The following is a 20,910-nucleotide window of genomic DNA, read 5'->3' on the forward strand; positions in this document are numbered from 1 at the left end:
GTCGTCAGAGCGCCGGCTTGCCCGGCTGGTAGAGCCAGGTGTGGAAGAACGAGCCGAGGTCGCGGCCGGTCAGCCGCTCGACGAACTGGATGAACTGCCGCGTCGAGACGTTGCCGTACCGGTGGGCCGTCGGCCACTGCGTGAGCACCTTGAAGAAGGCGCGGTCGCCGATCTTCATGCGCAGCGCCTGCAGGGCCATCGCGCCGCGGTTGTAGACCAGGTCGTCGAAGATGTGGTCACGCCCCGGGTCGGCGACTTCGCCGCTCCAGTCCTTCTCGTCGGCGTAGGCCTTCGCGAAGGTCTGCTGCACGGGAACCTTGTCGAACTTCTCCTGGTAGAGCCACTCCGAGTAGGTCGCGAAGCCTTCGTTGAGCCAGATGTCCGACCAGTGCACCGGGGTGAGGCTGTCGCCGAACCACTGGTGGCCGAGCTCGTGGGCGAGCAGGTCGCCGTCGACGTCGCTGGTGCTCTGGTCGTAGACCGGGCGGCTCTGCGTCTCGAGGGCGTAGTCGACGCCGACGTCGGCGAGGATGCCGCCGGTCGAGTCGAACGGGTACTGCCCGTACATCGAGGATTCCCACTGGATGACCTGCGCCGTGGTCTGGTTGAACACCTTGCCCTGACCGGGCTTGGTGTCGATCGACTTGCCGATCGCGGTGATGTTCGGCAGGCCGCCGGCCGCCACGCCGCGGGTGACGTCGTAGTCGCCGATCGCGAGCATGCTCAGCTCGCTGGACATCGGCCGGTTCATGGACCAGCGGAAGGTCGTCTGGTGGTCGCGGGTGGTGGTGGGCCCGGGTTCGCCGTTGGCCAGCACGGTGAGCCCGGTGGGCACGGTGATGGTCTGCGTGTAGGTCGCTTTGTCGTCGGTGGTGTCGTTCACCGGGTAGTAGGTCGCCGCGCCGATCGGCTGGTTGAGCGCGACCGCGCCGTCCTTCGTGGCGACCCAGCCGGACAGGCCCAGCGCGGGGTCGTCGATCTTCCGCGGGACACCGGCGTAGCTCACCGAGACGACGAACGCGCTGCCCTTCCGCAGGCCGTACGGCGGGGTGATCACCAGCTCCTGGGCGCCGCTGCGGGTGAAGGCGGCGTTCCGGCCGTTCACCGAGAGCCTGCTGATCTTCAGCGGTCCCTGGAAGTCCAGGTCGAAGCGGGAGAGGTCCTGGGTGGCCGTGGCGAAGATCGTCGTGGTCGCGTCGATCGCCTGGGTGGCGGGGCTGAACGCCAGCCGGATGTCGTAGTGGCCGACGTCGTAGCCGCCGTTGCCCATGTCGGGGAAGTACGGGTCCCCGGCGCCCGGCGCACCGGGGGAGTACCGCGGCGCTTGTGCGGGCGCCGCCTCCGCCGCCGGGCCCGTCGCGGCCAGCAGGCCGGCGGTCAGCGCGCAGGAGATGATCACCAGGTGGCCACGGCTACGGTTGATGCCTCGCATCGGTCCTCCTCGGCAGTCATCGACGCTGAAGAGTAGGTCCGATCCGACACGCGGATCAACCCTGCCGTGGCGGCCTCGGAGTCCGGTTCGGGCGGTTCCTGGCCGGTTGTGCCTACAAAGGACTCCCGGTGTGATCCACCGCCGCCGGGTAGCGCCCCGATCGGTGCTCAGCGCGCGGGTACCCGGTCCGCCGGCGCCGGTCGCGGCAGGCGAGCGCGGGCGGCCAGGCCCAGCAGCACCGCGCCCAGGAACGCTCCCGCCGCGCACACGCCCGTCCAGCCCGCCACGACGTACGCCGCGTTGCCGAGGCCGGAGCCCGCCGCGCCGCCGACGAAGTAGGCGATCATGTAGTTCGCCGTGATGCGGCCGTTGCGGCCCGCGGCCAGGCGGTAGATCGTCGCCTGGTTGGTCACCTGCAGGCCTTGCACCCCGACGTCCAGCACCACGATCCCGAGCACCAGCAGGACCACCGACTGGCGGCCCAGCACCAGCAGGCCGAACGAGAGCAGCACACACCCCGCGAACGCCACCCCCGGGCGGCGCCCCAGGTCACGGTCGGAGAAGCGGCCCGCGAAGTTCGCGGCGAGCGCGCCCGCCGCTCCGGCCAGGCCGAAGAGCCCGATCGTGCTCGCGTCGAAGTGGTGGGGCGCGTCCGCGAGCATGAACGCCATCGTCGCCCAGAACAGGCTGAACGTCGCGAAACCGACCGCACCCATCGCCATCCGGTTGCGCAGCACCGGTTCCGCGCGGAACACGCGGTAGATCGACACCAGCAGCGCCGGGTAGCTCAGGCGCTCGCGCGGGCCGTCGGCCGGCAGGCGGCGGGCGAGGACGCACGCGACGAGCGTCACCAGCACGGCGCCGCCCCAGTAGACGATGCGCCAGCCGGCCGCGTCGGCCAGCAGGCCGGCCACCGTGCGAGCCAGCAGGGTGCCGACGAGCATGCCCGTCATCACCGTGCCGACCACGCGGCCGCGTGAGGCGTCGTCGGCCATGGACGCCGCGAACGGCACGATCACCTGAGCCGCGGTGACGCCCAGCCCGATCAGCACGGACGCCCCGATGAGCACCGCGACCGACGGGCTGCTCGCCGCCACGACCATCGCCGCGGCGAGCAGGGCCAGCAGTCCCACCGCCAGCTTGCGGCGGGCCAGCACGTCCGCGAGCGGGACGACCGCGGCCAGGCCGACCGCGAAACCCAGCTGGGACAGGGAGACGGTCAGCCCGGCCGCCGTCGAGCCGACGTGGAACTCCGCCTCCACGATCGGCAGCAGCGGCTGCACGTAGTAGAGGCTCGCGACCGTCACCCCGGTCGCGATCGCCATCACCAGGACGAGCGACCTCGTCGGCGCGGTCCGTTCGCTCGGCATCCCGACCTCTTTCCGTGGCTCGGCACCGGCCGGCGCCGATCAGCGTGGTTTACAGTGCAGCGCACCGAAGCGAGCCGGCGCGAGAGATGCCGCACGCAGGAAGATGTCGTCACCGGAAATGGTGAACTCCGTGAGACAGGCGTCGGTGAACTTGATGACGTGCTCGTCGCCGTGCTCGACGGCGGCCGTGCGGAGCGCGTCGATCGACGGCGCCGGTTCCACCGGCACCGCCGCCGGTTCCGGCGTCAGCGCACCGAACCCGGCGAAGATCCCGGCGAAGAACTGCCACAGGTGCCAGGCCGTCGACTCCAGGGCCTCGGCGGTCAGGTCCTTGCTCAGCATCCGCAACGCCGACGGCGCGGTCACCAGGTGGACGAACGGGATCGGCGTGTTGTGGTGCGCGGCGAACGCGCGGGCGCCGATCTGCGTCAACCGGCCGATCTGGTCCGGCCACGACACCGTCGGGCGGAAGCTTTCCACGCCGGCGGCGAACTCGCGGTCGTCCCGCAGCAGGTCGAGCCGGCCCGGGATGCCCTCACGCCGGGACTTGGCCGTCGCCGGGAGCCACGGGATCGTTTCGAGCGCGCCCGGGGCCGTGCGCAGCGGCCGGGCCTGCGCGTAGACACCCGGCAGCTCCTGGTAGCGCGCCGCCCAGTAGCCGAGGCCGTGCGCGATCTCGTCGAGCAGCAACGGGTGTTCGCTGCCGTGCTCGTTCATCGCGCGGACCGCGTGGGCGGTGCGCAGGAACCCGTGGGTGCCGGCCGCGGAGATGCCGCGCAGCAGCCGCGGCCACCACGCGTCGACGACGTCGCGCCAGTGCGCTTCGGCCAGTTCGCGGGTGAAGAACTCGATCCAGTCCGTCGACCGCTCGATGTCGCCGAGCGCGCAGGCGAGGGAAACCGGATCGCCGTCGATCCGCTGCTTCGCGGGTTCGGGATCGTCCACCCAGGTCAGGTACGTGTCGGTCCAGCCGACGAGCTCCTCGCCGACGTCCATTGTGGACAACACCTCGGCGCCCATCGGCGCGTGGTTGGCGACGAACCCCTTGTACTCGAAGCCCTTCCGCTGTGCGCGGCCGAGCGACTCCAGCAATGGTTCGAGTCCGGCGGGCACGGTGACCTCCTCACTTCCGGGCGCGCAGGCCCAGAATCGTCGGGTTGGCCAGGAACTCCGCCCAGAAGCCGGCGCCGAACTCGGCGACCGCCGCTTCCGGGAGGTCGGGTGCGGTGAACTCCACGGACCGGAAGCCGGCGTCGAGGAACGCGCGCACGATCGGGCTCGCCGACCAGAAGACGGCCTTGAACGAGATCTCCGGCTCGACGTGCGCGGTGACCTCCAGCCGCTTGCCGTCGTCGAACTCCTCCAGCACCCGGTGGGTGAGGCCGTACTTCGTCGCCGGCTCGCGGCTCCAGTCGAAGGCCGGGTTCATCTCGATCCCGACGTACTCGCCCCCGTCGCGGAGGTTTGAGTACGCCGTGGCGGCCATGGCCGTCAGGTCGGCCTGCGTCTCGGCGTAGCACAGCAGCCACACGGCGGTGACGACGTCGAACTCGCCGAGCACGCCGGCCGAGCGCGCGTCCCCGACGCTGAACTCGATCCCGCGCGGTTCCGCGTCCTCGGTGCGCCGGGCCGAGGCGACCATCTCCTGGGAGATGTCGACGCCGTGCACGGCCCGCGCGCCGCCGTGGGCCAGCGCGCGGCTGTACCAGCCGGTGCCGCAGGCGAGGTCGAGGACCTCGGCCGCCGCCGCGCCCGCGGGCCGGGTGGCCAGCCGGTGGAAGGTCGCGCCCTCGGGGAAACGGGCCAGCGGCATCTGCTTCTTCAGCCGCTCGTAGGACTGGCCGATCGCGTCGTACTGGGTTTCCATCGCGCCTCCGATCAGGAGAGCCGGGACCGGGCCTCGGCGAGGAGTTCGGGCTTGACGTAGCTCTGCGCGTTGAACAGCGAACGGTTCTCGTCGCGGATCTTGCGCCGGCCGTGCATCACCCGGCTGTTGTCGACGATCGCGACATCGCCGGCGTACCAGTCGATCTCGTCGGTCTCCAGCGCGGTCGCTTCGATGATCTCGCGCATGAGCATGGCGTCGAGCGGGGTGCCGTCCTCGAACTCGATCACCGGCGGCTCGTAGTTGACCGACGGGGTGAGGATGCTGTTGGCGAAGACGGGGCCCTGACCGAACATCGTGGTGTGGGCGGCGTGGGTGAAGTACGTGTAGTGCACCGAGCCGTCCGCTCGGAGCAGGTACTTGACGTCGACGTCGTCGTCGGTGACCGCGAGCAGGTCGTCGAACGTGATCTGTTCGGCGGTCTTCGCGCCGTCGAGCAGGCGGAACACCAGGTTCTTCCACTTGTCCGCCGGCATCGGCCGGGCGAACGAGATCCGCTGTTCCAGGAACCGCTCCTGGGTCCGCGGCGACAGCCGGTCCCAGGTGCGGGCGCCGTCGCAGATCGTGGTCTGCGAACCGATCTTCGCCGGCCGCTCGCAGTAGAACCAGACCAGGTCGGGCACCCACGGCGTGGCCCCGTTTTCGACGTGCAGGCCCTGCGGCACCAGCCCGGCCTCGATCTTCTGGGCCACGCTGCCGCCGGCGAACCGGCGCGCCGGGTCCAGGGTGATCCGCGAGGAGACCCGTTCGACGAGCCCGGAGAACGACTCCGGCGCGGTGTCGAAGCCGCGCAGGACCGCGTAGCCGTGCTCGGACAGCGCGGTCAGCAGCTCGACGCCGTCGACCGCGGTCAACGGGTCGCGGGCGCCGCTCTCGACCACGAGGCCGTGGCCGTCGATGTGGTCGGCCAAGGTGAACTCGGCGAACTCGGACATGCTCACACCTCCACCATGTTGAAGCGGTGCCCCTGCACCGCGGTCCAGATGTCCGTCCGGCGGGGACGTCCCGTGACGGTGAAGAACTCGGCGTGGAACAGCTCGTCGCCGGTGACGAAGGCGGCTTTGGCGACCTGCTCGATCTCGGAGAGGATCTCCGCGTTCACCTGCCGGACCTGCGAAAGCGCTTCCCCGGGCGCCGCGCCGGGTGCGAGCACGAACACCGCGACCAGGCGTTCGAGGTTGTCCCCGAACACGACCGCCGACTCGATGGCCGGCCGGCTCTTGTACTGCGCCTCCACCCATTCCGGGCTGACGTTGCGGCCGTTCGAGGTGATGATGACGTTCTTCAGGCGGCCGGTGATCGTCACGTACCCGTCGTTGTCGAGCAGCGCGATGTCGCCGGTGTGCAGCCACCCGTCGTCGTCCAGCGGCAGGGCGCTCGGGTCGCTCGAACCGAGGTAGCCCGACAGCTGGGACGTGCTCTTGATGAGCAGCTCGCCCGACTCGCCGACCCGGGCCTGGCAGTGGTTCAGCGGCCGGCCGACCGTGCCCAGCTTCACCTGGCCGGGTGCGTTCAGCGTGGCGACGGAACCGTTTTCGCTGAGGCCGTAGGCGACGTACACGGGCAGCCCGCGATCCCACATCGCCCGCAGGACCGTGTCGGAGACCGGCGCGCCGCCGCTGAAGAGCAGCATCGGGTCTTCCCGGCCGTACAACGAAAGGGAAAGCGCGCGTGTACCGGCTTCCCCGGTGCGGTCCACCTTCTGGGCCAGGGACTCCACCAGGGACGGTGGCACCAGCGAGACGGTCGGGCGGACGCGCGGGAGCAGCTCGCGGACCCGCTCCACATCGGATCCCGCCGTGCCGAGCGGCTTGACGTCCTCGGGCAGGAACACCACCGTGCCGCCGGCCAGGAAGGTCAGGTACACGGCGAAGACCTGCTCGACGAGCAAGCTCATCGGCACCACCGAGACGTAGCGTTGCCAGGCCTCGACGCCGACGCGGGAGCGGACCGAATCGAGCAGGTCGTCGACCGCGCCGCGGCGGAGCATGACGCCCTTGGGCGTCGACGTCGTCCCCGACGTGTGCACGATCTTGCAGATCGTCTCCTCGGAAAACGTTTCCGCCAGGGCGATGCGCTCGCAGGCGTCCGCCAGTGCCGTGGCATCGGCCTCGGCGGCCACCGGGACGATCTCGCACTTCTGCGGCAGCAGATCCGCGGCCCCGCCCCACGCTTCCAGCTGCCGCGTCCCCTGCTCGTCGACCAGCACGGTGATCGCCGTGCGCAGCAGGTGGCGCGCCTGCTCGCGGGCGAACGCGAGCGGGATCGGGACCGAACTGACCGTCGTGAGCTGGCAGGCGATGTCGGCGATCACGGCCGCGACACCGTTGCCGGTGAGGATGCCGACGGTGCTGTCGTCGTCACCCCGGCCGCGGGCGCGGAGGTCGAGCGCCTCCGCCAGCCGGACGGCCGCCCCGAAGACCGCACCGTAGGTGTAGGTCGTGACCGTGCCGTCGGCGGCGAGCTCCTCGACCGCCACCGCGTCCGCGGCGTCCAGGTCGACCTGCCTCAACCAGCGCATCAAGCTGCTCCTTTCGCGGTGCCGTGCGACGCGCACAGCAGGATCCCGGTGCGGGGCCGGGTCGAGTAGTAGGTGCCCCAGCGCTCTCGGTCCGTGTCGTGCAGGTCCGAGGGGCAGGCGTTCGCGAGCGTGGTGAACCGCCAGCCGGCGCGGTGGGCGACACCGTGCAGCTGTTCGGTCAGCGTGGCGACGAGGTAGTCGAAGCCGAGCGAGCGCACGATCTCGGGCACGGTGCGCATCAGGAACAGCCCGCACCCGCGCGCGTTCGACACGAGCGGGCCGAGCTCGCACACGCGTTCGCGTGGCGGGACTTCGGCGCTGAGCCGCGCGCAGGCGTCCTGCGCCGGACAGTCGAGGTACTGCTCGGAAAGCAGCGTCCGGCCGCCGGCCGAGGTGATCCCGGCGACGCCGAGGGGTTCGGCCGAGGGACGGACGACGTCACGAGCCGCGACGAAGAAGTCGGGGTGCGGGTCGATGACGGCGCCGTACACGGCCAGGTACTTGGCCTTGGCCGTGTCGACGCAGACGTCGTAGTACGGATCGTCCGGCCACACGACGCAGGCGTCGGGCACCACGCCGTCGCGCAGGTCGCGCACGACGACGGGACCGACCGGCCGGCGCACCGGATCCACCACGGGAGCGCGCGCAATACTGGGGGAAACCGCCATGCCCGTAAGGGTCACACGACGGCGCGGGAGCAGGCTGCTCCTGGATTGCGGTCACTTCACGTCAGCGACGCCCCGTTGTGGTCACTCCGCTTCTTCGCCGGTGAAGACACCCTGGCCGCTGCCGAGGACGTTGCCCGGGTCGTAGCGCTGCTTCGCCGACTCCACCAGTGGCCAGGCCTGTCCGAAGTGGACGATCCAGTCGGCCGGGCGCATCGGGACGGAGCCGACGGGGTACTGCACGGCGCCGAGCGACCGGGCGCGGTGGTACAGCTTTTCGTTGGCGGTGACGAGCGCTTCCGCGGCGACCGGGTCCGGCGGCGCGGTCCGGAGCAGGGCGAAGAAGAACGCCGTCGCACCCCGCGGCATCCGCGGCAGCGGCGCGTCGGTGGTCTTGACGGGGTAGAGCAGGACGACCCCGCTCGGCCCGATGTGGTCCGGGGTCAGCTCGGCGGCGACCTCGGCGACGAACTCGGCCGCCACCTCGTCGGGCAGCAGCAGGTTGAGCCCCGGGTGCGGGTGGAACCAGTCTCCCGAAGCCCGGAACGTCGCCTCGCCGGCCGCCATGCGGTGCAGGAACTCCGAGTAGGTCAGGTCCGTCGTGGTCGCGTCCGCCGGGTCGAAGCCCAGCTCGCCCAGCGCTTTCGCGTCGTCAGGCGGCGTGGCCGCGTCGTAGAAGGCGGCGACGTCGAGCAGGAACCCGCTGCCCTCCGCGCGGGCCTGCACCATGCCTTCGACGTAGGGCCACTGCGTGCTCCCGATCAGGTCCCGCTGCGCCGCGATGAGGGTCGCGGCGTCCGGCACCGGCACCAGGTGCCGCCGGACGCGCTCGGGCGCCGGCACCAGCCGCAGCACCACGCGCGTGATCACGCCGGACAACCCCAGGCCACCGAGGGTCGCGACGAACAGCTCGTCGCCGCGGTGGCAGGTGTGCACCTGGCCGTCACCGGTGACGACGTCGAGCTCCAGCACCGAGTCGGTCAGCGGGCCGTGCTGGTGAGCCGTCCCGCCGAAGCCGCCCGCCACGAGCGTGCCACCGACCGAAAGTTCGAGGTAGTTGGGAAGCACGGGCGGCGTCAGGCCGGCCGCGAGCGTCGCCTCGAGAAGGGCCGACCAGCGAGTACCGGCCAACACGCTAACCCGATCCGCGCCAACCTCGGGAACCCCGGCCAACGACCGCAGGTCCGCCAGCACGCCTCCCGCGGACTGCGCCTGCCCGAAGGTCGAGTGCCCCTCGCCCCGAGCGACGACCGTCCGCCCGAGAGCGGCAGAGCCGACGATGAGCGCGGCCAGCTCGTCAGGTCCACCCGGCTGCTCCACAAGAGCGGGACGTCGGCTGACCAGGTGCCCGAAGTCATCATCGGGCGGCGTTCCACGACCAGCGTGCGGTGCGGTCATCAGGCATCCTCCGACGATTTCGACTTCCCCTGATCCTGTCTGAACAGCCGCCGGCGCAGTAGTGCATTCTGCACGTTCTGGACAATGGGTTTGACAGGTAGGCCGCCCACAGCCGATGCGGAACCCCCGACGTGACCAGCACCGGACACCGCGCCGTCGGTGCCGGAGTCGGCGCTGAGGCGGGCGTGACCCGCTGGACTCCGCCTCGGGACTCGCTCGCTGTGCCCCAGTGGGGTGACCTGACCTGAACGCTTTGGGCGCGCGTTGGCAAAGACGGGGTGTCAGGGCGAAGCGAAACCCGAGGAGCTTCATGTCGTCAGACGCGGAACTGATCGGCAGGTCGCTGCGCGGGGACACCGATGCCTTCGTGGAAGTGATCAGCCGGCACGAGACCGCGCTCGGGAACTATCTGGCGCGCAGAGTGGGGCGGCAGGCCGCCGAGGACGTGCTCGGCGATGTGTGGGTGGCGGCTTACGAGTCCCGTGCGAACTACGACCGTTCGTATCCCGAGGCCAGGCCCTGGTTGTACGGCGTCGCGCTGAACAGGCTGCGCCGGCACTGGCGGTCCGCACCGGCCGAGGAGCCGGCGTCGGACCTGACCGGCGTGGCGAGTGGCTGGGATCCCTGGCCGGCGGTGGATGCCCGCGTGGACACGCAGGCCCTGCTGAGCAGGGCACTGGCTCGGCTCAAACCGGAAGAGCGGGAAGTGCTGGGCCTGGTCGCCTGGGAGGACCTGACCGTCGCCGAGACCGGGCGGGTGCTCGACATCCCGGCCGGCACGGCCCGCCGCCTGTTGCACCAGGCGCGCAAGGCGTTGCGTGAAGCCCCCGAAGTGATCGCGCTGCTGCAAGTCCCGACAACGTGAAAGACAAACTCATGGATGAAATGGATCTCATGAAGAATCTGCGTGACGTGCCGTCCCCCGGTCCCGAGGCCTATGACCGCGCCCGCTCGGCACTGCGGACGGCGATGGAGGAACCCGTGGCCACGGTCGTGCGACCGAAGCACTGGTTCTCCTGGCCCAAGGTCGGCGTCGCCGCCGTGGGCGCGGCAGCCGTCGCGGCGGCCGTGGTGATGGGTACGTCAGCCGGCAGCGTCCCGGCCGGCCCGTCCGGCGCCGCCCCGCAGGCGGTCGAGGCGCCGCTGGTGAAGCTGGCCTCCGCGGTCCAGGCGGCCGGCACGCGGCCAGGAGACGCGTCGCTGATCATCAACACGAAGTTCGGGCTGGACAACAAGCCGGACCTCTACTACACCCTCTACACCGACAAGGGCCGGCAGTTCACGGGCGACTCGGCGAAGACCCTGGCGGACGCGGTCGCCAAGGGCGACGCCGAGCCGGCTACGCCGTACGACGGGAAGGTGATGGCGGCGGCCCGTCTCGCCGCGAACGGCGACGTGGACAAGGCCAGGATCGCGATGATCACCGCGGCCGGCAACGCTCTGGGAATCGGCCTGAGCCCCGCCGAGGCCGACAAGGCCTGGGCGGCCGCCCAAGCGGAGACCGCGGAGGTGCTCCGCAAGATCGGCAAGCCGGTTCCCGCTCCCCGGCCGCGTCCGACGGGCCAGGAGCTGGAAAACCTCATCAACAACCACCTGTGGAGCAACACCCAGCACGCGCTGTTCGCCAACGCCGCCGATGCGGAGGTCCGCGCGGGCGTGCTGAAGCTGTACGCGACCATCCCGGACATGATCGTCGGCAAGACCGAAGTCGACGGCCAGGCCGCACTGACCCTCACCGCGCCCCCCGCCATCCTGGGCGGCAGTGCGGACGTCCTCATCATCAACGCCGACAACGGCCTGCCGATCCGTGAGGAGGTCACCTCGGCGGAATCGTCCAAGCACTACGTGGTGAACTACAAGTCCTTCCGCGTCACCCTCGCCGACGTCGCCGCGGGCAAGATCTGATCCTCGTACCGAACTGTCCTGGGAGGGCCGAGATCATCTCGGCCCTCCCAGGACATCACCATGTCGATCACCCGAGCCCGCCACCCGAGCCCGATCATCGCCTCGATGAACGCCTGCGCGTCCGCAACGTCAGTGTTCGACGTGGATCAGCCCTGTGGCGAGTCGTTATGCTGACAACACTTCCGGCTCGACGAAGTTCTTGATCTCAGGGTGTCGGACACAGGAGTGTGAACGTCTGGTGACGCGGCTCGTGGAGCGGGACGGAGAGCTGCGCGACCTCAAGCGGTCGTTGGCCGAATTGGCGGCCGGCCGGGGTGGTCTGGCGGTGGTGGAAGCGGGCCCGGGGCTGGGCAAGACCACACTGCTACGAGAGGTGCGCAGGCTCGCGGCCGGTCAGAGGTGCGCGGTGATGGGGGCGCGCGGTGCGGAGCTGGAACGCCAGTTCGGTTTCGGCGTGGTGCGGCAGCTCTTCGAGCCGGTTCTGCCGAGGGCGCGGGCCGCGCGGGACGAAGTGTTCACGGGTGCGGCCAAAGCCACCGAGTGCCTGTTCGGAGAGACCGGCCAGGAGGACGCGCCCGGGTCGCCCTACCCGTTGTTGAACGGGTTGTACTGGCTGTTGGTCAACCTGGCGGAGCGGGCGCCGTTGGTCGTGCTGGTGGACGACGCGCAGTGGGCCGATCTGCCGTCCTTGCAGTTCCTGGGTTTCCTGGCGCGCCGGCTCGACTCGGCCCGGGCCCTGGTGATCATCGCGATCCGGCCCGCGGAACCCGGCGCCGACGAGTTGATCGACGACATCCTCGCCGCCGGGGAACTGACGTTGCTGCGACCCAAGAACCTGAGCGGCGTCGCGGTCGCCGAACTGGTGCGGCGGGAGCTGGGCGGGGACGCGCACGACGAGTTCTGCGTCGCCTGTCACGCCGTCACCGCCGGGAACCCGCTGTTCGTCCGGGAACTGTTGCGAGTGCTGGCCGCCGACGGTGTACGGCCGGAGGCGGCCAACGCCGCCTCCGTCGCGGATTCGGGCCCGGACGCGATCCGCTGGTACGTCGCCGGCCGGTTGCGCCGCCAAACACCGGAGGTCCAAGCTGTGGCGCGGGCGGTCGCCGTGCTCGGTGACGACACGCCCGTCGCTGTCGTGGCCGAACAAGCCGGCCTGCCTGGGTCCGGAACCGTGGCGGCCGCGCAGAAGCTCACTCGGTTGGGAATATTCGAGCGTTTCGACCCTCCTGCCTTCGTGCATGCCGTCGTGGGCGATGTCGCGCTCTCGCTGATCCCAGCGGACGACCGCGGCGCGGAACACGAACGGGCGGCGGCGGTGTTGCAGCGGGCGGGAAGACCACTGGTCCAGATCGCCTCGCACCTGCTGCGCACTGCCCCGCGCGGCGTGCACGACCGCGTCACACTGCTGGCCGCGGCGGCCAGGCAGGCGTTCCAGCACGGGTCGCCGGAGGACGCGGCCGTGTTCCTGGAGAGGGCGCGCGCCGAACCGCCGGCACCGGCACTGCGGGCGGAGATCAGCCGGCAGCTGGGCAACTGCCGGGCCCACCACCTGGCCGTCACCGACGCCGAAACCCACCTGCGGGAAGCGCTCACGCTCACCGATGACCGCAGGCAGCGGGCCTTGTGCGCTTACAGCCTCGCCCGGTTCCGCAACGCCAGTGGTGACCCGCACACGGCCATCCCGTTGCTGGTCCAAGCGCTCGACGATCTGGCCGGTGCCGATGCCCCGGACCTCGAGCTGGAGGTCGAGGGCGAACTGGTCGGCATGGCCAGGGCCGATCCGGCCGGCCGCACCCTGCTGCTGCGGCACCTGGAGTCCTTGGAACGGCGAAGCGGCCGCCCAAGCGCGATACCGGACTCGCAGCGGTCGATCGAGGCGATCTTCGCCGGTCGCCCGGTCGCCGAAGCGCTGCGGCTCGCACGCTCGGCGCTCGCCGGTGACGCGCTCACCCCCGAGCGGTGCGCCCTCTGGGCGGCGGTGCACACCCTGTTGGTGGCCGATCAGCTGGACGAAGCCGAACGGCGCATGCAACGGGCGCTGGACACCGCCGTCGAGCGCGGGTTGCTGTTGCCGATGGGCATCATCCGAGGCTACTTGAGCCGGATCGCCTGGGCGCGTGGTGATCTGGCGGAGGCCGTCGAACACGTCGAACTCGGCACCGCGGCGACACCCCGGCCGAACGTCGGGTTGCCGTTGCTGGACGCCACCGCGGTCCACTTGCGAATGGAGGAGGGCCGGCTGCCGGAAGCGCGGCAGATCTTGGAAAGCGGCGAGCTCGCGGGTGGGCGGCAACCGCACGCGTCCACCCTCATGTGGTTGCTGGAGGCCAGAATCCGGCTGCATCTGACCGAAGGTGACCACGCCGCCGCACTCGCCGACGCGCTGCTGTGCGGACAGTGGTACGAACGTTGGGGTATGAGCCTGATCTGGGACGTGCCGTGGCGGTTGGCGGCCGCGAGCGCCCATCTGCTCGCGGGCAACCGGCAAGAAGCCGGCGCATTCGTCGCCGAGCAACTGCGGCTGGCCCGTGATTTCGCTGTTCCCAGGCACATCGCGATCGCCCTGCGCGCCGCGGCCCAGCTCGCCGCCCCCGCCGAGGCACTGCGGAATCTCGCTGAAGCAGCAGACCTGTTGCGAGACGGCCCTGGCCGGCTGGAGCTGGCCAGGACCCTCTCGGATCTCGGCGACCTGCAGCTGCGGGACGGCGATCGAGGCACCGCTCGGGCCACTGTCCGGCGTGCCGCCGAGCTGGCCGTGGAGTGTCACGCCCTCGAACTGGCCGAGCGGCTGAAAGCCGGGCTGGCGCGAGGTGGTGGCCGGCCGCCCAAGCTTCGCATCAACGGCGTGCGCGGGTTGACGCCGTCCGAACGCCGGGTCGCGCGGTTGGCCGCGGACGCGTTGACCAACCGTGAGATCGCCGAGCGTCTGTTCGTCAGCGAGAAGACCGTCGAGGCTCACCTGAGCAGGACGTTTCGCAAACTCGGTGTCCGCTCGCGGACCCAGCTCGTCACCCACTTCGCCGCCGGTTGACCCTGGAGCCCGGCCTTACCGGTGTCGCTGATCGGGCGCTTCTCCCGGGAGGGGTGCCAGCACTCCGGATATGACGCGCCATCGCCGCGCCATGTCCAGGATCGTCTCACCCTCCGGGCGCGAGAAGATGACTCCTTCTCCGTTTTCGTCCTTGTCCCCGGTGCGGAGGTACTTGCCGTCCTCGAACCAGGTGAAGGTGTAGTTGACCCTTTCCAGGGCGTCCAGTGCGTACGCCTTGAACTGGTTCGCTTCCCGCTCCAGCCCGTACGTGCAGATCACGATGTACTGGGTGAACTTTTCGGCCTGGTCGTGGTTTTCCTGGTTCTTCAGGACGTCGAGGATCGAGGTCTTCGGGTCCTGCCCCGGGTTGCGCAGGTAGTCACCCCGATCGAGGAACGAGACGATCTTGCGCCATGATTCCGTGCGGTCCACCGGGATCCCGCTGGACCGCACGATGTCGCCGGACAGGAGGATCTTGTCGATGTACGCGCCGACCTTCTCGTTCATGTCCGATGACGTCGTCAGCAGACTCGAAAGGTCGGCTGGGGACAGGTATCTGGCCATCTCGTTGAACATGTCTCTTGGCATTCGCTGGAGTTCGGACGTCGGAACTTCCTCGGGCATGATTCCCCTCCGTTCAAGGCGTGGTGCTGAAATACAGGTCAGTCGGCCGCGGGGATGGTGACCGGGACCGAGTACTGCCAGGTCCACGGCTTGCGGAGGGTTTCGATGTCGACCACGAAGAACTCGAAGGTCTTCTCGACGCGGACGAAGTGTCCGGTGACCTTCACCTGCAGGTTGACGCGCGAACGATCCTGGAGCCGGTCGCTCACGAAGATGCCCGTGGTCAGCAGCGGCATGTTGGCCACCGAGATGTCCGGTACGTGGAAGAGCGGGCAGCCCTGGAGCTGGCCGCCCGCCGTCTGGTCCACGAGGTCGGAGGGCTGTTCGTAGGCCGCGCGCTCGGATGCGGCCATCCGGTAGCTGTGCCGGATGATGTCGTTGGTCGAGGTGTTGACGACCTTCCAGTCCTGCAGGCCCTTGCTGAACGAGCTGCCGATGACGATGCCGCCGCTGACGCCCGTGGTCGGCACCGGCCCGAACGTTCCCGCGTTGACGTCGAGCTGCCACTGCGAACTGGTGCTCGTCGATTCGCTGCCCATGGTCGTCTGCGGGCTGTCGATGCCGATCTTGTACGGCGAGCCGATGGAGAGTTCGACGTCGATCTGGTCGCAGAAGTACCCTCGTTTGTCGTCCTTGTCGTAGATCAGCTTGCCGTCGATGCTGGCGGCGACGTTCGATCCTTCGAGGCTGACACTGATGAACGTCCGCTTCATGTTCTTGAGGTTGGTGACGACAGCCGACCCGTTCAACCGCAGGGCGGCAACCTGCGACTCGTAGGCCTTCTTGTCGTACTCTTCGAAAGAAGTCGTTTCCTGAGCCATTTTTCCTCCTGAATCATTCGACTTCGGCCGGCTGGCCACGATTTCGGGTACCACCGCGGCCGCACTTGTCGAAGGTTAGGAGGAAGACAGTGGTCGCTCATCAGGGAAACCCCTACACGAAACCCTAATCTTCGCTATCGGGGCTGTTCGAGCTGCGCAGGATAGGGTGCGGCGCCAATCCGGTGCGTTTGTGGAACCAGTGTGAGCTGAGCTTGCGGAACAACCTCGCTGCTGCCCACCACCTGGCGGGTGATCCCGCTGTTCGAGGCGACCCTTGCCGACAGCCAGCGGGTGTTGAGACCCGGCCACCCCACGACCAGGACCATCCGCTCGAACCTCGACAGGGTGCGATCGACCCGAAGCCACCGCGTGCCGCCGTGACGGGACTGGCGTACGGCGACGTCGAACCGGCTCCAATCGAGGAAGCCGGTGAAGTTTCGGTAGATCGTTCAGGGGGTAGTCGAGGGCCACGAAAATTGCAGTCTGGGGAGTGATGCTCGTGTACCGGATCAAGCCGTCCAAGCCCTCCGCCGTGTTCGGCGCGGTAGTCGGGGTCGCGATGATCGTTTTCGTACTGGTGCGGTTCCCACTGAGGGAGCCGTTCGTCTGGCTCTGGCTGGCGGTCGCGGTGGGCGTCGTGAGCTTCAGCCTGTGGGCGGCGTTCGCCAAGCGAGGCGCCGAGAAAGTGGTCGTCGAGGACGGTCCTCCACCGGGTCGCTGAGAGGCACTTGTTGCAGGGCGGCCCTGGCGATGGTCCTGCGGTTGACCTCGTACCGCGATCCGCCCGTCTGCGATCCGCAAGACGATGACATCCAGCGGGCGGGGACAACACAACGGATGGACGTCCGCTCATCGGCACGGGCGTGTCTTCGGACCCGTCGCCGCAGTCCGCGCATCCTGGATGACGGCCGATCGGCTGCGGAGCAGGTGGTGCGGATCGCCGATCAGGCCGGTCTGCTCGGTGGGCCGATCGCGTGGCCGCCGTTCTTGGCCGCGTTGCTGCGCGAGCACCTCGCGAGGCACCGGCGTGGGTTCGTGTTCCCCGCGCCGAGCGGGACGTGGTTGTGGCGCTCGACGTTCCTGCGGCGGGTTTCCGCCCGGCGGTCGAGGGCAGCGACGCGTCCGGGATGAAGGCGGGCTGCGCGGCCCGGGTTGATGTTCCACGGGCTGCGGCACAGTCACAAGACGTGGCTGATCGCGGGCGGCGCACCGGAGATCGCGCAGGCCCGCAGGCTCGGCCATCACTTGGACAACCGGGTCATCGAGACCTACTCCCACGTCGCCCCGGAGGTCGAGCAGCGGCTGCTCGACGATCTCGAGCTGCGCTGGCACACGGCGCCCCAACACCGTCACCGAGTGTGGTCGACAGCAGGCGGGTTGCGCCGGTTGTCCCCCTCTTCGCCACGGTGGGGGTCACCCGCCGGTCGGGCCCGGGAGCAGCAGGAACACCGCGCCGACGCCGTATCGAGGGGGTGGTGCTCCAGTTCTGCCCCACCAGGAGCACAAGATCACGCCGCAAGGTCGATCACCGAAGATCGAACCCGGAACGCAAGAAACCCCTCCGACCTGCCGAAACGGCATGGTCAAAGGGGTTCTGTAAGAAAGTGGAGCTAAGGGGACTCGAACCTCTGACCCCCTCACTGCCAGTGAGGGTCGATCATGGTTCTGACCTGCGGCGATAGAGAATCGCCTAGTCAGATGATGCGCTTCGGTGCCGTTGTTGGCAACTGTGTGTTGTTGAGTGCAGTTGTAACAGGAGGTTTGCCCCAGCTGTGCCCCGGTGAAATTGGTGAGAGGACCGCTTGCGGTTGTTTCGAACAAACGTGTGATCGGCACACGACCACGGGCTTGGCGCCAGTCGAGCAGTCAAGGCGAGCGACGACGTGCACCGGAAGGCGCGGTAACAAGCTACGTCAGCCACTTGGCCGGCCGCCGCGTCGAGCTACCGAGCGTCGGTCGAGACCCGGGTTCTGCGGCATGTGTGGACGGTCGCCGACGGTCCTCGACCGGTGTACCTGGTCCGGGCGTCGCGGTCACCGTTGCTTCTTCCGCTGCTCGAGGAGAGTGATCATTTCGGCGATGTCGTCGGCCAGGTCCTGGTGCTGGGGCCCCTCCGGCTGCAGCTCCGCGTCGACCCGGTCGCCCGCTTCGATGCCGTTGTCCCGCCGCTACACTTGGCGCCAGTCCCAGTCCCAGTCCCAGGCCGATGTCGGTGCCGAAGCGTGCGAGCGGGCCGCGGACCTGGTGACCGTTGAGGGTGCCGGTGACGTGGTGGGTGTCCTTTCGGCCCACACTTCGTCCGGGTCGAACGGCACCGGCAGGTACACCCGGCCACGGGGGCCGGTGGTGATCGTCCTGGTGAAGCGTTGCCGCCGCATGAACCGAATGCTAACGCCGAGTTCTACGTCACGGCATATTTTCGGCACGGACCCCCATCGTGAGCAGGACAGGTGGACGGCGACCGAACCGGAGTGTGGACACGTCCGCGCCCGATCGTGGCTCCTGACCACCTCGCCAAGGCTGCCGTCGCACCCCGATCCTTTCTGACGCTGGAGAAGGTGAAGACGCTCGCGCCCGGGGAAGAGGCGATGGTGAGGCTCTATCCGCTCATGCCAGGTCTCTGGCCGCCGGTCGGTCCTGTCGCTGTATGGAGGCCCCCGGATCGTCGGTCTCGCCGATTTCGTGGACGTGGTTTCCCCAATCTGATGACGGGTAGCGACCCGGCGCTCTGGTGGAACCGCAGCGTCGTGGCCCGGCTCCCCGTGCGGGCCGCGCCGAGGCCGAGACTGGTCAGATCGATCACGGGGGCGGCGGTTTCTTGATCGCGGAGCCGCATCGGTTCTCGTGACCGGTCGGAAATTGCCGGCATCGGCCCGGCAGAAGAAACGCGGCGCACTCTGAGGTCGCCGCGCTGGCCCACACTGTGTTACCGCGCCACGCCCACCGGCACCCGAACAGAACGCGCGCAGCCCGGCCTGGATTCGCGATACCGGCACATTATGTCGATGATTGTCGATAGCGTGACAAGGTGACTACTGAAAGCCGGAGTGACGACTCCAAGCCTGCGCCACGCCGTGCGGGCGCAGCCTGGTCGGCGGAGGACACCGCGACGCTGCTGGACGGGCTCAGGCGCGGTGTGGCGCTGGAGGCGCTGGCGGGGACGCTGCAGCGCACGCCCGGTGCGGTGCAGGCACGGTGCCAGGTGCTTCTGCCGCCGGACCTGCGGCCGGCGATGCGAGCTGATGGCGAGGCGGTGCTACGGGCGCAGCTCGCGGCCAACCCGAACTTCGCTGCGGTCGTCAGCCCGACCCGGGTGTCCAGCCGTCGTGGGAGCCGCGGCCGCATTGCCGCGGCTCCCACGCCCGTGCCGCTGAGTGGCGAGCAGCGGCGGATGATCGACGCGGTACGCGCGGGGCGGGATGTCATCGTCGACGCCACGGTGGGATCGGGCAAGACCACCGCGATCCAGGCATTGTGCAGCGAAGTGGGCCGAGGCCGGGAGGTCTTGTACCTGACCTACAGCAAGCTGCTGAAGGCCGATGCGCAACGCCGGGTACGGAACGCGAAAGTGCAGAACTATCACGGAATCGTGTATCCATCGCTGCTCAAGGCGGGCATCACTTGCGGCCTCGATGAATCCATCCGGCGGTTCAACGCGGCCTTCAACAGCATTTCGGCGTGGTTTCCCCGCTTCGACCTGCTCGTGGTCGACGAGTACCAGGACATCAACGAGGAGTACGCGCAGCTGCTGCGCAACATCAAGTCGCTGAACCCGTCGATGCAGACCGTTCTGGTCGGCGACCTGGCTCAGAAAGTGCAGTCGAACACCACGCTGGATGTCCAACGGTTCACCCGGGAGATCACCCGTCAAGCTGAGCTGATGCCGTTCACACAGTCTTTCCGGGCAGGTCAGGAACTCGGCGCGCTGCTGTCGGAGGCATGGAACAAGCCGGTGGTGGGCGTCAACCCCGCGCAGACTATCCGGTATGTCTCTTACCGCGAGGCGCTCGACCTGATGCGGGCGAAGAACCCGGGCGACCTGCTGTGCCTGGGCAAACGCAACGGGCAGATGGCCGAGGCACTGAACCACCTGGAACACCACCACAGCGAGGTCTTCAACAAGCAAACCGTCTACGCCTCCATCCGCGACGGCGACAAGTCGGTCACCTATAACGACAACACCGCCGTGTTCACCACCTTCGACTCCAGCAAAGGCCTGGAACGCCCGACGAGTGTGGTGTTCGACTACGACGAAAACATGTGGGATATGCGCTGCGGCTTCCCGAACGTGGACATCACCGTCCTGCGCAACGTGTTCCTGGTCGCCGCATCCCGAGGGAAGCACGAAGTCGTCTTTGTGCGATCCGCACATGCTCGTCGGCAACCCAAGAGCATCGGGTTCATCCCCGTGCAGCGGTTCACGCAACTGCTGAACGAGGACCAGCCGAAGTATGACAAGCCGCTGCTGGCCTCGGATTGTTTCGACTTCACCTACGCGGAGAACCTTCAGGCGTGTGTCGCCCTGCTCGATCGGCGACGTCTCGACGACGGCTCGGGCGAGGAGATCGTCATCGACCGCGTCGACGGGCTGATCGATCTCTCTCCCGTGGTGGGGCACTACCAGGAAGCGGTGTTCTTCGACCGGTACAACCCGGCCCTCGAGGTGATGCTGAACCCCAAACCGATCGCGAAGCAACTGCGCGTCAAGCTGAACGAGGACCCTTGGCACGATGCGCTGCTGCTGACCGCCGTCGACACCGACCAGATGCGCTACGCCGAGCAGGTCACCCGGAAAGTCAGTGAGGAGGTGCGCGACGCGCTGACCAGGCGGCTGGCGACTCAGCTTCCCCGCGACTGCGAGGCCCAGGTGCCGATGAACCTCTCCGGCATGGCTCTGGGGTCACCAGCGGCGACGCCGATCACGTTCGTTGGTGTCGCCGACGCCGTGCACGATGGCCGGGTCTTCGAGCTGAAGTTCGTCTCCGAACTCGATCGCGCCATGTTTCTCCAGCTGGCGCTCTATCTGGTGATGGGCGGCCATGAGACGGGCGTGTTGTGGAACACCCGTACCGACGAGCGCTGGGCAGTACGAGTGCCCGACCGCACGAAATTTATGCACGCAGTCATCCGATGCGTCACCAAGCAACGCTACCGGGCCTTTCAGGCACCACCACCGCAACCGGGCGGCCAGCTCCACAAGAACACCGGCGGCTTGCTCGGCCGCTCGGGATGAGACGAGAGTGAGGTGTTCACCCGCG

General features: G+C 68.9%; 16 protein-coding genes. 6 read left to right on the forward strand and 10 right to left on the reverse strand.

Annotated features, from left to right (window positions below):
- Nucleotides 1-4 precede the first annotated feature (4 nt).
- The 8 genes from OHS58_RS44810 to OHS58_RS44845 all read right to left on the reverse strand — a co-directional run bounded on the left by OHS58_RS44810 (nucleotide 5) and on the right by OHS58_RS44845 (nucleotide 9,583).
- A complete protein-coding gene (locus OHS58_RS44810; protein WP_328646309.1) occupies nucleotides 5-1,432 on the reverse strand; it encodes a M1 family metallopeptidase in 1,428 nt (475 codons plus the stop codon).
- 167 nt (nucleotides 1,433-1,599) lie between these two features.
- Nucleotides 1,600-2,802: an MFS transporter gene (locus OHS58_RS44815; protein ID WP_328646310.1), complete on the reverse strand. Its 1,203-nt coding sequence runs from the start codon at nucleotides 2,800-2,802 to the stop codon at nucleotides 1,600-1,602.
- Between the two features lie 39 nt (nucleotides 2,803-2,841).
- Nucleotides 2,842-3,915: a hypothetical protein gene (locus tag OHS58_RS44820; RefSeq protein WP_326946632.1), complete on the reverse strand. Its 1,074-nt coding sequence runs from the start codon at nucleotides 3,913-3,915 to the stop codon at nucleotides 2,842-2,844.
- A 10-nt stretch (nucleotides 3,916-3,925) separates the two neighbouring features.
- Nucleotides 3,926-4,669 (reverse strand): class I SAM-dependent methyltransferase, encoded by a 744-nt coding sequence (locus OHS58_RS44825; protein WP_326946633.1) that lies wholly within the window; start codon nucleotides 4,667-4,669, stop codon nucleotides 3,926-3,928.
- Between the two features lie 11 nt (nucleotides 4,670-4,680).
- Complete coding sequence (locus OHS58_RS44830) at nucleotides 4,681-5,622, reverse strand: TauD/TfdA family dioxygenase (RefSeq protein ID WP_326946634.1); 942 nt, start codon at nucleotides 5,620-5,622, stop codon at nucleotides 4,681-4,683.
- A gap of 2 nt (nucleotides 5,623-5,624) precedes the next feature.
- The gene (locus OHS58_RS44835; RefSeq protein WP_328646311.1) at nucleotides 5,625-7,208 is read right to left on the reverse strand and encodes an AMP-binding protein; all 1,584 of its coding nucleotides are present in this window, start codon (nucleotides 7,206-7,208) and stop codon (nucleotides 5,625-5,627) included.
- The gene (locus tag OHS58_RS44840) at nucleotides 7,208-7,831 is read right to left on the reverse strand and encodes a thermostable hemolysin (protein WP_326955605.1); all 624 of its coding nucleotides are present in this window, start codon (nucleotides 7,829-7,831) and stop codon (nucleotides 7,208-7,210) included. The genes OHS58_RS44835 and OHS58_RS44840 overlap by 1 nt, the downstream gene beginning before the upstream one ends.
- Nucleotides 7,832-7,957: 126 nt before the next feature.
- Nucleotides 7,958-9,583, reverse strand: coding sequence for an FAD-binding protein (locus tag OHS58_RS44845; RefSeq protein WP_328646312.1), 1,626 nt, complete (start codon nucleotides 9,581-9,583; stop codon nucleotides 7,958-7,960).
- Here OHS58_RS44845 and OHS58_RS44850 point away from each other — a divergent pair.
- The 3 genes from OHS58_RS44850 to OHS58_RS44860 all read left to right on the forward strand — a co-directional run bounded on the left by OHS58_RS44850 (nucleotide 9,582) and on the right by OHS58_RS44860 (nucleotide 14,207).
- Nucleotides 9,582-10,136, forward strand: a complete 555-nt coding sequence (locus OHS58_RS44850; protein WP_328646313.1) for an RNA polymerase sigma factor — start codon at nucleotides 9,582-9,584, stop codon at nucleotides 10,134-10,136. The genes OHS58_RS44845 and OHS58_RS44850 overlap by 2 nt on opposite strands.
- Nucleotides 10,137-10,165: 29 nt before the next feature.
- Nucleotides 10,166-11,176 (forward strand): hypothetical protein, encoded by a 1,011-nt coding sequence (locus tag OHS58_RS44855; protein WP_328646314.1) that lies wholly within the window; start codon nucleotides 10,166-10,168, stop codon nucleotides 11,174-11,176.
- A 238-nt stretch (nucleotides 11,177-11,414) separates the two neighbouring features.
- Nucleotides 11,415-14,207 carry a helix-turn-helix transcriptional regulator gene (locus OHS58_RS44860; protein ID WP_328646315.1) on the forward strand — a complete coding sequence of 931 codons (2,793 nt, stop codon included), beginning with the start codon at nucleotides 11,415-11,417 and terminating at the stop codon, nucleotides 14,205-14,207.
- Between the two features lie 15 nt (nucleotides 14,208-14,222).
- On the opposite strand, the gene OHS58_RS44865 is transcribed toward OHS58_RS44860, so the two are convergent.
- On the reverse strand, nucleotides 14,223-14,771 hold the full coding sequence (locus OHS58_RS44865; protein WP_328646316.1) for a hypothetical protein: 549 nt from the start codon (nucleotides 14,769-14,771) through the stop codon (nucleotides 14,223-14,225).
- A 98-nt stretch (nucleotides 14,772-14,869) separates the two neighbouring features.
- A complete protein-coding gene (locus OHS58_RS44870; RefSeq protein ID WP_328646317.1) occupies nucleotides 14,870-15,652 on the reverse strand; it encodes a hypothetical protein in 783 nt (260 codons plus the stop codon).
- A 493-nt stretch (nucleotides 15,653-16,145) separates the two neighbouring features.
- On the opposite strand from OHS58_RS44870, the gene OHS58_RS44875 reads away from it, so the two are divergent.
- The 3 genes from OHS58_RS44875 to OHS58_RS44885 all read left to right on the forward strand — a co-directional run bounded on the left by OHS58_RS44875 (nucleotide 16,146) and on the right by OHS58_RS44885 (nucleotide 20,885).
- Nucleotides 16,146-16,373 carry a hypothetical protein gene (locus OHS58_RS44875; protein ID WP_326955600.1) on the forward strand — a complete coding sequence of 76 codons (228 nt, stop codon included), beginning with the start codon at nucleotides 16,146-16,148 and terminating at the stop codon, nucleotides 16,371-16,373.
- A gap of 209 nt (nucleotides 16,374-16,582) precedes the next feature.
- Nucleotides 16,583-16,783 carry a hypothetical protein gene (locus OHS58_RS44880; RefSeq protein ID WP_328646318.1) on the forward strand — a complete coding sequence of 67 codons (201 nt, stop codon included), beginning with the start codon at nucleotides 16,583-16,585 and terminating at the stop codon, nucleotides 16,781-16,783.
- A gap of 1,897 nt (nucleotides 16,784-18,680) precedes the next feature.
- Nucleotides 18,681-20,885, forward strand: coding sequence for a DEAD/DEAH box helicase family protein (locus OHS58_RS44885; protein ID WP_326955598.1), 2,205 nt, complete (start codon nucleotides 18,681-18,683; stop codon nucleotides 20,883-20,885).
- Nucleotides 20,886-20,910: the final 25 nt, after the last annotated feature.

The sequence above is a fragment of the Amycolatopsis sp. NBC_00348 genome (assembly GCF_036114655.1).
Taxonomy (GTDB): Bacteria; Actinomycetota; Actinomycetes; order Mycobacteriales; family Pseudonocardiaceae; genus Amycolatopsis.